Annotated in this window: 10 protein-coding genes; 4 read left to right on the plus strand and 6 right to left on the minus strand. The window is 59.7% G+C overall.

The features are described 5' to 3' along the window. Positions 1-205: 205 nt before the first annotated feature. Entirely contained in the window at positions 206-2,038 is a 1,833-nt protein-coding gene (mutL, locus tag ABOK31_RS01960) for a DNA mismatch repair endonuclease MutL (RefSeq protein WP_349957578.1), read from the minus strand. Between the two features lie 377 nt (positions 2,039-2,415). Here mutL and ABOK31_RS01965 point away from each other — a divergent pair, with 377 nt between their 5' ends. Then, positions 2,416-4,116, plus strand: a complete 1,701-nt coding sequence (locus ABOK31_RS01965; RefSeq protein WP_349959053.1) for a response regulator — start codon at positions 2,416-2,418, stop codon at positions 4,114-4,116. A gap of 127 nt (positions 4,117-4,243) precedes the next feature. Continuing rightward, the gene (locus ABOK31_RS01970; RefSeq protein ID WP_174179198.1) at positions 4,244-5,599 is read left to right on the plus strand and encodes an EAL domain-containing protein; all 1,356 of its coding nucleotides are present in this window, start codon (positions 4,244-4,246) and stop codon (positions 5,597-5,599) included. A gap of 83 nt (positions 5,600-5,682) precedes the next feature. On the opposite strand, the gene ABOK31_RS01975 is transcribed toward ABOK31_RS01970, so the two are convergent. From ABOK31_RS01975 to ABOK31_RS01995, 5 genes are all read right to left on the minus strand, one after another. Beyond that, positions 5,683-6,306 (minus strand): PRC-barrel domain-containing protein, encoded by a 624-nt coding sequence (locus ABOK31_RS01975; protein ID WP_174179196.1) that lies wholly within the window; start codon positions 6,304-6,306, stop codon positions 5,683-5,685. A gap of 355 nt (positions 6,307-6,661) precedes the next feature. Beyond that, on the minus strand, positions 6,662-7,549 hold the full coding sequence (locus ABOK31_RS01980) for an SMP-30/gluconolactonase/LRE family protein (protein WP_174179194.1): 888 nt from the start codon (positions 7,547-7,549) through the stop codon (positions 6,662-6,664). Positions 7,550-7,552: 3 nt separating this feature from the next. Beyond that, positions 7,553-8,188, minus strand: a complete 636-nt coding sequence (locus ABOK31_RS01985; RefSeq protein WP_349957579.1) for a 2-dehydro-3-deoxy-6-phosphogalactonate aldolase — start codon at positions 8,186-8,188, stop codon at positions 7,553-7,555. Continuing rightward, positions 8,188-9,120, minus strand: coding sequence for a 2-dehydro-3-deoxygalactonokinase (locus tag ABOK31_RS01990; RefSeq protein ID WP_349957581.1), 933 nt, complete (start codon positions 9,118-9,120; stop codon positions 8,188-8,190). The genes ABOK31_RS01985 and ABOK31_RS01990 overlap by 1 nt, the downstream gene beginning before the upstream one ends. A 37-nt stretch (positions 9,121-9,157) precedes the next feature. Beyond that, positions 9,158-9,928: an SDR family oxidoreductase gene (locus ABOK31_RS01995; RefSeq protein WP_349957582.1), complete on the minus strand. Its 771-nt coding sequence runs from the start codon at positions 9,926-9,928 to the stop codon at positions 9,158-9,160. A gap of 120 nt (positions 9,929-10,048) precedes the next feature. Here ABOK31_RS01995 and ABOK31_RS02000 point away from each other — a divergent pair, with 120 nt between their 5' ends. Further along, entirely contained in the window at positions 10,049-10,864 is an 816-nt protein-coding gene (locus tag ABOK31_RS02000; protein ID WP_174179186.1) for an IclR family transcriptional regulator, read from the plus strand. 323 nt (positions 10,865-11,187) lie between these two features. Continuing rightward, entirely contained in the window at positions 11,188-11,925 is a 738-nt protein-coding gene (locus ABOK31_RS02005) for a LuxR family transcriptional regulator (RefSeq protein WP_174179184.1), read from the plus strand. Positions 11,926-11,948: the final 23 nt, after the last annotated feature.

The raw sequence follows: 11,948 nt of genomic DNA on the forward strand, positions 1-11,948 counted from the left end.
GCCGTCCTTGATCTGTGTCATCCGTTTGCCATACCGCACTACAGCGCCGCGCGTCAAATACGATGCGCAAAGGCCGCTACAGCACCTTAAAGCTGCTGCACAATTTTATCCTTAAATCGATTTCGACCTAAGGACAAAATTATGCAGCAGACGCGACTTTTCCAGACTATTTCCCGGAAAAGTTCCTTGTCGAAGACGGTAGGCGTCAGCTGCGCCCGAAGAGCCGTTCGATGTCCGTAAGCTTCAGCTCTATATACGTCGGTCTGCCGTGATTGCACTGTCCGGAGCCGGGCGTTGCCTCCATCTGCCGCAAAAGCGCATTCATCTCTTCCGGCCGCAGGCGCCGGCCTGAGCGCACCGAGCCGTGGCAGGCCATGGTTGCCGCGACATATTCCAGCTTGGCGGTAAGGCCAGAGGCCGTATCCCATTCGGCGATCTCGTCGGCGAGCTGCCGGACGAGGCCCTGTGCATCGACCTCGCCGAGCATCGCCGGCGTTTCCCTTACGGCGACAGCGCCAGGCCCGAACCGTTCGATCGCAAGCCCGAGTTCGCCGAGTTCTTCGGCAAACACCATCAGCCGGTCGCAATCCTCTTCCGGCAGGTCGATGATCTCCGGAATGAGTAGGACCTGCGAGGGCAGGCGCTTCGAATGCAGGGCCTTGCGCATGGCCTCGAACACCAGCCGTTCGTGTGCGGCGTGCTGATCGACGATGACGAGCCCGTTCTCCGTCTGGGCGACGATATAGTTCTCGTGCAGTTGCGCGCGGGCGGCGCCTAGGGGAAAGCGGGCCGGCTCCTCGGCCCGCATCGGCTCTGCTGATGGTGCCGGCTCGGCGCGAGCGGTGGGCATGGCAAGTCCCTCGAAGGCGGCTTGCGGCCTCTCGGCAAAGCCGTAGCTTGCCGCTGCCGCACTTCGCTCGTAGGGGCGAGACGGCGATGTTTCCGCCGTCCATGAGGTTGGAGCCGGTGAGGGCCGCCAACCCGGCTGAAAGCCGGAACGGCCGGCGGTAAATGCCCGCAGCATGCCGTCCGCGCCGGTCGTAGCGGCTCGATCGCCCTCACGTGCCAGAGCTTCGCGGACAGCGCCGACGATCAGGCCGCGTACGAGGCCGGGATCGCGGAAGCGCACATCGGATTTCGCTGGATGCACATTGACGTCGACCAGCGCCGGATCGAGTGTCAGGGACAGGACGGCGACGGGATAGCGTCCGGAGGGAATGGTCTCGGCATAGGCGCCGCGGATAGCCGACAGGATCAGCTTGTCCTGCACTGGTCGGCCGTTGACGAAGGCATATTGATGCGCGGAGTTGCCGCGATTGAAGGTCGGCACGCCGGCAAAGCCTGTGAGGCTGACATCCTCGCGCACGGCATCGAGCGCGATGGCATTGTCCTTGAAATCGGCACCGAGGATCTGCGCCATGCGGGCGAGATGATCATCGCCGGTCGCGGGAAATTCGAGCGTCGAGCGGTCGCTGCCCGAGAGCACGAAACGCACGCGCGGAAAGGCGATCGCCATGCGCTTGACGATTTCGGTAATCGCGGCTGCCTCGGCCTTCTCGGTTTTCAGGAACTTCAGGCGGGCGGGTGTCGCAAAGAACAGGTCGCGCACCTCGACGATCGTGCCGGGATTGGCGGCCGCTGGGCGCAGATGCAGAACCTTGCCGCCGGCAACCGCGATCTCGGCGCCGCCGGCCGCACCCACCCTGCGGCTGGCAATCGAAAGCTTCGCCACCGAGCCGATGGAGGGCAGGGCCTCGCCGCGGAAGCCGAGGGTGCGGATATCCTCCAGTGTCTCCGAGATCTTCGAGGTGCAGTGGCGCCGGACTGCAAGCTCCAGATCCGCCTCTTCCATGCCGGAGCCGTTATCGCTCACCCTCAGCAGTGCCTTGCCGCCGCCGGCGGTCGCGATCTCGATACGGGTCGCACCGGCATCGAGCGCGTTTTCGATCAACTCCTTGGCGGCGCTCGCCGGGCGCTCGATGACTTCGCCGGCAGCGATCTGATTGATCAGGGTCTCGGAAAGTTGCTTGATGGCCATGGCTGCATTCTCGTGGATTCGCGGCAGTGTGGGAAGAGGAAAGGCGATCGGCACGCGCTTACCCACCCGTTTCCCACCCGTGCTTTGTTAAGAAATTTAATCAATGTTTAAGGGAATGATGACAGGTTGCGAGACAGAACTTGAAATGACCGCAAGTGGCGCGTTTCGTGCATGCTGACGGCTCTTGATGGCAGGTTGGTGGCCATCAGTCAAAATGGAGCCAGGCGCCATCTGCTTCAAGTACCAAGGCCAGCATGCAATTTCCATGAATCCGTCTTGCAGAGCGAATGCCGCCCTGTCGATTTGCCGTGTTGTGAAACTGGTTGAGCGTAGGAATCCGACGAATGACTGCCGAGATTGAAAAGGCAGCTTTGGCAATGATGACGGCTGATGCGCCTTTCGGCGGCAGTCTGCAGACGATGTTCTTCGACGCCTTTTGCGATGGTCTCTCCAGCGCCTTTTTCGCCTATGACAAGAACGACCTCCTGCTGTTCGCCAGCCGTCAGGTTCTGAATTTTTTCCCGATTGAGCCGGAATTCCTGCAACCCTCCACGCGGCTGCGCGACTTTCTGAGCGCCGTCTTCGATACGGGCGTGCGCTATCAGCGCCACCAGACCAAAACGGCCGCCAATCGCGACGATTGGATATCGCAGCGCATAGCCACCCATTGGCGCGAGCGCTTCGAGACGACCGAGCATTTCACCGACGACCGCTGGGTGCGCATCCTCAATCGGCGGCTGTCGTCGGGTATCGGTTTCTGCATCATCTCCGACGTTTCGGAAGTCAAGAAACGCGAGGAGCAGTGGCGCATCGACATGGAACGTGTGCAGCTGACCGAGGATATTCTCGACAATCTGCCCTTTCCGGTTTTCGTCAAGGACCAGAACCTCGTCTACGTCGCCGTCAACCGGGCGTTCTGCGACAAGTACCAGACGGCGGCAGATGAAGTGCGCGGTCGCAAGAGCATCGATATCTTCTCCACCGACCTTGCCAACCGCTTCCATGAGAGCGACCGGCATGTGATCGAAACCGGCGAGATGTCGATCTCGCGGCAGCGCCAAATCGCCCGCGACGGCGTCGAACGCGACATCGTCACCCGCAAGCAGCGTATCGGCAAGCCGGGGCGCTATTTCCTGGTCTGCACCATGCAGGACCTGCCCAAGGATGGCGCCGATTTCGACGAATTCGCGCTGGCATCGAGCATCCGGGAAAACAGCGATCGCTCCTATCGCCGCGCCTATGTTCCGATGGTCGCGCTGCAGACTATTTCGCGCCGTCCGGCCGCCATGGAAACCTTCGTTCCGGAGAATTTCAGCGGCCGCAAGGTGCTCGTGGTCACGCCTGATTTCGCTGCTGAAACCGCGGCCCTGAAGATGCTCGAGAAATACGGCTTCGAAGCGTGTGTCGTTCACAACGAGAATGAAGAGGCGGCATTTCTGGACGTGGCAAGCGAGCACGGCGTCAAGATCGACCTCGTCATCGTCGACAATCAGCTCGGCAAGCGCGGGATCGAGCTGGCCGAACGGCAGAACCTCGCCGCGCTGTCGTTGAACGGATCGCAGCTTGCAACCGAGCTTGCCTTCCTGATTGCGCGTCATTTCAATCGCAACATCCGCGGCGAGCTTGGCGAGATCACGGAGTCAGGGCTTACGCCCGAATGGCGGCGTGTGAACGGCGAGGAAGGCCGCGCGCAGATCCTGGTCGCCGAGGACAATGACATCAACCAGATCGTCTTCTCGCAGATCCTCGAGGGGTTGGGATACAGCTATGTGATCGCCGCAAGCGGCGATGAGGCGGTACGCCTGTGGCAGGAGCATCGTCCGGAATTGATCCTGATGGACATTTCGTTGCCGGGGCTGAATGGCTTTGAATCCACCCGGCTGATCCGTGGAGCGGAAAAGGGCAGCGGCTCCCATACGCCGATCATCGGCGTGCTGACACAGGCTTTCGAGCGTGACCGCAAGGAATGCGCGGAGGTCGGCATGGATGACGTCATCCTGAAGCCCGTTAGTCCCGATATCATCGAGACGGTATTCCAGAAGCATATGCGCGGTGCCCTGAAGGCGCAAAATAGATAAATGTTACAATGATATCACCTCCGACGGCAACTTATCGCCGGCGCCGAATGACTGTCGTCTTGGCATCCTTTGTTAAGACTTCCTCGGCATGCTTTTCCCCCGGGTGGAGAAAAGGTCGGAACCAAATATGAAATCGACTGAGATGCTGCCGGGACCAGTCAGTCAGGAGCCGCAGGCAATCGCTTATACCGATCCGCTCACTGGATTGGGTAATCGCTATCGCATGCGCGAGCGTGCGCGCGCGCTTTCGCTCGAGCGTGCCGGCGATCCCGCACCCTTTACGATCGGGATTGTCAATCTCGATGCCTTCAAGCCGATCAACGACCTGTTCGGCGTCGAAGCTGGCGATGAAATCCTCTGCCAGGTTGCCCATCGCCTCAAGGCCTGCATACCCGACGGCGCGATGGTGACGCGTCATGACGGCGATGAATTCGCTTTTGTGCTGCCGCTTGTCTTCGAACGCGTCGGTGCCGAGAAATTCGGGCAGATGATCCGCGAAGTGCTGTCGGCGCCCTATGATCTCGGCGACCGCAATGTCCGCCTTTCCGCCTCCTTCGGCTTTGCCATCCACCCTTTCGCCGGAGAAGAATTCGACGATCTCCTGAAAAATGCGGATACGGCACTCTATCGCTCCAAGCGTCGCGGTCGCGGTCAGATCACGGTCTATTCCAGAGAGATCGCGCAGGAAATGAAACGGGCGACGCAGCTCGAGCAAGCGCTGCGCAATGCCATCATTTCCGACTCCATCGACGTGCATTTCCAGCCGATCGTCTCGCTTGCCAACAACATGGTTCTCGGTTTCGAGGCCCTGGCGCGCTGGAACGATCCGGATCTCGGCTTCGTCTCACCGGCTGTCTTCGTGCCGCTTGCCGAGGAACGAGGCTTCATCGATGCGTTGTCCGAAACGCTGCTACGAAAGGCGGCGGAGGCAGCACTCTCGTGGCCGCGCGAGCTGTTTCTGTCCTTCAACCTGTCCTCCGCACAGCTGATGGACCCCGGCACCAGCAGCAGCATCCTCGCCATCCTGACGCGCGCCGGCCTGGACCCGCATCGCCTCGAACTTGAGATCACTGAAACCGCGGTCATGAGCTCGGCCGATACGGCCCATCGCATCATCGCCGATCTTCGCGCGGTTGGAGTGCGCATCTCTCTCGACGATTTCGGCACCGGCCAATCCAGCCTGGGGCGCCTGCGCGAATTCATCTTCGACAAGGTCAAGATCGATCGGGCTTTCGTCTCACGCATGAATTCGGACAGGGCGTCCGAACATATCATCAAGGCTGTTCTTGCCATGTGCGAGGGGCTTGAACTGCGGGTGGTCGCGGAGGGCATAGAAGAACATGCCGAAGCCGCGAAGCTGAAGGCGCTCGGCTGCGCCATGGGCCAAGGCTATTATTTCGGAAAACCGGTCGACAGCACTGCGACGCTTCGTTACCTGCAGACCCATTATTTCGATCTCGCCAACGAACGCGAAATCGCCTGAGCCAGACATTCGAAGAAAGCGGCGGCCGATGAGGGCCGCCGCTTCCGCATTTCATCTGGCCGATGTTTTCTTGTCGCCAATATTTACTTGTTGGTCGACGACGTGGTCGTGCTATCCGTCCCTGGCATGGTCGACGAGCCTGACGAGCTGGCCGCCTTTTCGGAGGCCTGCATCGAAAGCGTCTTGAATTCCGGTGCGGATTTCAGGGCATCGGCCGTTTCGGTGGTCGTCAGCTTGATGGTGCCATCCTGGGCATTCTGGGTGGCGTTGATCTTATCGAACGGAACGGCGACGTTTTTCTGGCCCATGCCAAGGAAACCGCCGACGCCGACGACTGCGGCGACGACACCGCCCTGCTTTTGCAGGATCAGGTCGTTGATGCTACCGATGCTTTCGTTCTGACCGTTATAGACCGACTGGCCCATATAGGTCCTCGCGCTGATCTGGTCAGCGGACTGCACGGTCAGATAGCCACCGGCTTGGTCTGTCCCCGTTGCCGGGGCAGGGGCCTGAGCGCTTTTCTGTGTCGACGAGCTGTCCGGCTTGGTGGCATCCGGCGTTGCCGGCGCGGACTGCGTCACCGGTGCATTGTTGCCGCTACCCCCATTCGATGGCTGTTGCGCTTGGGCAAAAGCCATGGGTGAAAGTACGGACGCCGTAGCAAAGATTGCGCCTGCGGCGACAGAAGTGAAGAGTTTCCCAGTCATCGTGAACCTACCTTTCATTCTGATGGGCATGCTTAATCAACGCGCATGCTTACCAGCGCGAGTGGAACCTTTGTGGTGCCGACCGTTATCGTACCGGTCTTAAAGGCAATGGCTCAGGTAGGTTTTGGTTCCGTCAAAAGTTGCAGAAAATCGCATCACTCAGCTCGGAAGCAAAAGGAATATGCTGTAAAATCAGCAAATTACCGCTTCAAAGGACAACCAGAAAGATTGATGGGATGACAGGGCGGTTCAATGCAGGTTTCAATTTTGCGCCCGGTCGAGCCATCTTTCGGTCCTGCATTGTCGGTCGAAACAATACCGCCTTCAGCGCCGAGCGGCTGAAGGCGGGCCTCAATCAAAGCTTGTATGGCGGGTCGAAAACGCCTCTGACGGTCGGGCCGAGTTCCAGAAGCGCGCCGGCCTGAGGCTGCATGGAGCGGGCTTCCTCGTCCAGCCCTTCCCAGGCGGTCGTCACGGCCAGCCGGTCTGCATTCTTGCCGATAAAGGCCGGGCAGGAGGGCTGCATCGCGGGCACGCGATAGCGCTCGATGCGCAGTCCGTCCGGGCTGTATTTGTCAACGAAGCCGGAGCCCCAGCGCGCATTCCAGATATAGCCGTCCGCATCGCAGACCGAACCGTCTAGGCCGCCCGGATCTTCCATGCTGTCGACCATGACGATCGGTTCTCCCGTCGGAAGTCCCGTCTCGGGATCGACGAGCACGCGCATGAGCTGGCTGACGCGGGTATCGGTGAAATAGCCGATCGTACCATCTGGCGAGAAGCAGATGGAATTCGGGATACTGATCTGGTCGAAGATCTTGGTGACCTTGCCGCCGGCGACATGATAGATCGCGCCCGCCTGCATTTCCGCGCGCTTGCCCATGGTGCCGATCCAGAGCGATCCGGAAACATGTGTGCGGCCGTCATTGGATCGGTTTTCCGGCTTATCGGCCTCGATGGCCGCATAGAAGCTCAGCTCGCCGGTCGCGATATCGCGTAGGAACAGACCTTGTTCGGTGGCGATCATCTGTCGTTCTGCATCGACGCGGGCCAGCACGCTCGCCATCATCGGCAGCTCGTGAACCTGTTTCTTGCCGGTCGGCAGGTGCAGTTCGTGCAGTTCCTTGCCGAGGATGTTAAACCACCAGACGGTGTCCGTATCGGGGTCGTAGGTCGGGCCTTCTCCCAGGACGGAGGAGGTGTTGCAGAGAATATTGCCCTGGAAATCATGAATATCGGTCATAGATCAGGCTCCTATGGCTGCATCATAGGCATAAATGGTGGTCTTGGCGCGTTCGACAACCTCTGCGGCGGTCATTCCCGGCTTGTAAAGACTGGTGCCGAGACCGAATGCCAGGATACCGGCCTTGGTGTAGTCAGCGAAATTCTTGTCCGAAACGCCGCCGACTGCGGCAATGACCAGCTCGGGCGGCAGAACAGCGCGAATGGCGGTAATGCCGGATGCACCGAGCACGCCGGCGGGGAAGAATTTGAGACCGGTGGCGCCGGCGCGCGCGGCAGAAAGCGCTTCCGTGGCGGTGAAGACGCCCGGCATCGTCACCATGCCCTTGTCACGAGCACGGCTGATGACCGCAGGCTCGACATTCGGCGTCACCAGCAGCTTGCCGCCGGCGCCATCCAGCCTGTCGACGTCTTCCACCGTCAGCACCGTGCCGGCGCCGATCAGGCAATCGGTCGGTGCCATCTTGGCGGCGATTTCGATGGAGCGGAACGGTTCCGGCGAATTCAGCGGGATTTCGATCGCCGTGAAACCTGTCTCGATCAGCGCGCCGACGATATCGGCCGTTTCCTCCGGCTTGATGCCGCGAAGAATGGCGATGAGCGGGCGCTTCATGGGCGGGAAGGGGATGCGGGTCGTCATCAGCTTTTGCTTTCTTTATTGAACCAGATCGCTTCGGCCGCAGCGGAAAGTCCGCGACGGACGGCGGCATCGGCATCGATGGTCTTGTAGGTGAGGGATAGGGCGCGGAATGCGTCTTCATAGAGAGCCTGGAGGCGGCCGGAGGCGACGAGCGTGATGGCCGCGTTCTGCCCTGCCGAAGCGAGTGCACCGGCGATTTCCGTACCGATCAGGGTGCCGGAGATCAGCGCCTGCGCGCCGGCGGCCGTAAGCCCGTTCAGGAGCTGGCCGGAGCGGGCGGTGAACAGCAGGTTGGTGACGAGCGCCGGCTTGTCCGCTGCCATCTTGAGGGCGGCTTCGAATGCTTTCGTATCGGCCGGCATGTCGGCAGCGCCGGCAACGGCATGCGAGAGGATGCTGTGCTTGGTGATGACGTCGAAAAGTTCGCCGGTCATGAAGGTTGAGAAGCCCGCAACCTGGCCGTCGAGAACACGCACCCATTTCGAATGCGTTCCCGGCATGCAGACGAGCTGTTCGCCCTTGGCATCGGCAGCAATCGCGCCGAGCAATTGCGTCTCCTCGCCACGCATGACGTCGGGCACCTGCTGGCTGCGCTGTGCCAGACCCGGCAGGATGCGCACGTCGCGGAATTGTCCGGGCACGGAAACAGCGCCGGTGAGGATTGCGGCAAGCGAGGTCGGCGTGTCGATATAGCCGGCTTCCACCCAGCCCTGGCGTGCTCCGGCCATGCCGCAGACGATGACGGGAATGGCGGCCGGCGCGGATACGGCGTCGAGATGCGACTGCAAAACCTTGGCAAAGCCGGTCTGGGCCGCCGTGGTCATGCCTTCGCCGCTGCGGCGCTCTGCGAGAATGCTGCCGTCTTCGCCGATCAGCCACAGCCGGAAACTGCTGGTACCCCAGTCCACCGCGACATATGCGGGCTTAGTCATGAGAAATGCTCCAAGTCTTACGTCAGAAATCTTAAGGTTAGAAAATACCGCCATCGACGGTGATGGCTTGTCCGGTCATGGCACCGGAGCAGTCCGAGGCCAGAAAGAGCACCGGCCCGACGAGATCGTCAGCGCTCAGCACGCGCTTCAGGCATTGCCGGTCTATCGTCTTGGCCATGCCGTCCTCGGTCAGCCAGAGGTCGAGCTGTCGCTGGGTGACGATCATGCCCGGCAGAACGGCGTTGACGCGGATATTCTCGGGGCCGAAGCGACCGGCAAAGCTCTTGGTCAGCCCGATGATGCCGGACTTCGCGGTTGCGTAGGAGGCGAGCTGCGGCGGATTCATCTTGAAGACGATCGAGGAGAAGTTGATGATCGCCCCACCGCCGGCAGCCCGCATCCCGGGTGCCGCCGACTGCGAGACGAAGAATACCTGTTTCAGGTTGATCGCCTGGCTGTTGTCCCAATAGTCCTCGGTCATGGTGTCGATGTCGTGCCGGTCGTCCCAGGCCGCATTGTTGACGAGGACGCGGATCGCGCCGAGATCGGACTCGATCGCTGCAACCGTGCTTTTGCTCGCGCCGACATCGCGCAGGTCGGCGTGGTAGAAGGAAACTGGATGCGCCGATTGGCCTGAAAGCTTGGCCGCCAATGCCTTGCTGGGTTCCTCGGCGATATCGATGAAGGCGACCTTTGCACCCTGTTTCGCGAAGGCTTCCACGAGGCTTGCGCCGATGCCTGAGCCGCCGCCGGTGACGAGGACGGTGCGATCTTTCAGATCGGGAAATTGCGCCTGAGTATCTGTCAAGTGGTTTCCTCCCGGATCAATCGAAAGTTCCATTATTCGGAACATAATTTGACTATATGGAATTATTGATCTACCCTCTCACGCTGTCAAGGATAGTGCGGCTCTGCCAGAGATAAATGAATGAGCGTCGATCTGGGTTCAGGGGACAGCAAAAATAAAACGCGTCGCGACCGGGAAACCGGAACGCTGGGAAAGCTCGTCTCCCTGCTCGATCTTGTCGCGCTCGCCGATGGACCGATGCGCTTTACCGACATCCTCTCGCTCTCCGATCAGCCGCGCGGCACATTGCACCGTCAATTGTCGCATCTTGTCGAGGAAGGGCTTCTGGAGGTCGACCGCGACGGTCGCTATCTGATCGGGTTGCGGCTCTTGACGCTTGCCTCGCGCAGCTGGGCGCGCAACGAGTTTCGCGCGGTTGCCGAGCCACATCTGCATGGGTTGCAGGAGGTGACCGGTGAAACCGTCCATCTTGGCGTCCTGCGCGGCACGGAGGTCATCTATCTCGACAAGGTCGAGGGTCGGCAATCCATACGCATGTATTCGCAGGTCGGCAATGCATCTCCGGCCTATTGTACCGGTGTTGGCAAGGCAGCACTCTCCGCGCTCGATGATGCCGAGCTTGAAGCGAGAATCTCAAGCCTCGAATATCGCCCCTATACAGAGCATACGTTTCGCAATGCCTTAGAGCTGCTCTCCGATGTTTCGGAAATCAGGGCGCGAGGCTATGCCTTCGATCTGGAGGAGCATGAAAGCGGCATTTGCTGCGTTGCTGCCCCGATCCGTTCCGATGACGGTCATATGCTGGCCGGCGTCTCGGTGACCGGCCCGGCCTATCGTGTCACACTGGAAAAGTTGCAGGCATGGGCGCCTTTGGTGGTTGCCACTGCTGATTCGATTAGGACGGACATGCGCAACCGGATGGGGCCTAAGCGCTGACTCCATAAATTTCGCGCAAAGGCTGTCCGAAACTTACGGATTTAATGCTGTTCGCGCCTGACCTTAGCGAAATTGCCCGTTTATCTTGAATTTTACTGTTGAGATATGCGGAAGAACTGCCATTATCCCCAAGTGATTATTGGAATCATACAGGATTTGGCGAGGTGTTGAGCGGACATAATAGTAACGGGCGTTGATGCAGTCACGGTTTTGAAAAACTATATTTTGCCGAGCGGCTGATATCGGCTGCCGTATGATAATCGTGAGGGGCAAGAGACGGAAGTTTCGTATTTTTTCCCTCTTTTACATAAAGAAGACTGATGATGGCGGCATTGATACAGGCGGGCATGTCCCCTCGTGGCGAGGACTTTATCGAGGAAATCAGCAGGCTTAAGACGCAGTTCGATGTGTTCCGTTTCATGAAGGGGCTGACGGAGGCCTATCGTTGCCGCGCCTTCATGGTTCTCAATCTGCCGCCTATTACGTCCTCGGACTTGCAAAGCAATTCAGTCATCAACAACTGGCCGGCGGAATTGTTGTCGATCTACGATCAGGAAAATCTGTTGTCGACCAGCCCCGCGCTGCAACGTCTGCGCCGTTCCACGCTACCCTTTGTTTATGAAGTGGCGACAAGCCCCAACCGCGAAGAGAGCAAGTCGCAGCTCGTGGTGGCTCTGTTTGAACGTTTCCGCATGACGCGCTTCGTTTATTTCCCGACCCACGATGCCTCCGGTCTTCGCGGCGCTATTTGTCTGGCCGGTGACCGCGAGCTATTTTCGGTGGAAGAGATCAAGGACCTTTTCTATATCGCAGTTCACGTTTTCGACCGGCTTGCCGAAATCCGCAATCTTGATGTTCGCGTTGTCGATGCCCTGACCGACCGGGAGATCGATTGCCTGAACTGGACGGCAGCCGGAAAGACCAGCGCCGAAATCGCCGAAATCCTGTCTCTGTCCGAACATACGGTCAATCATTACCTCAATCGTGCCACCAAGAAGCTCGATACCGTCAACCGTACGCAGGCCGTCGCCAAGGCCTTGCGCGTCGGCTTGATCAAATAATGACATCGTCGTCTCGATGCGAT

Origin of the sequence: Rhizobium sp. ZPR4 (genome assembly GCF_040215725.1) — a bacterium.
GTDB lineage: Bacteria > Pseudomonadota > Alphaproteobacteria > Rhizobiales > Rhizobiaceae > Rhizobium > Rhizobium rhizogenes_D.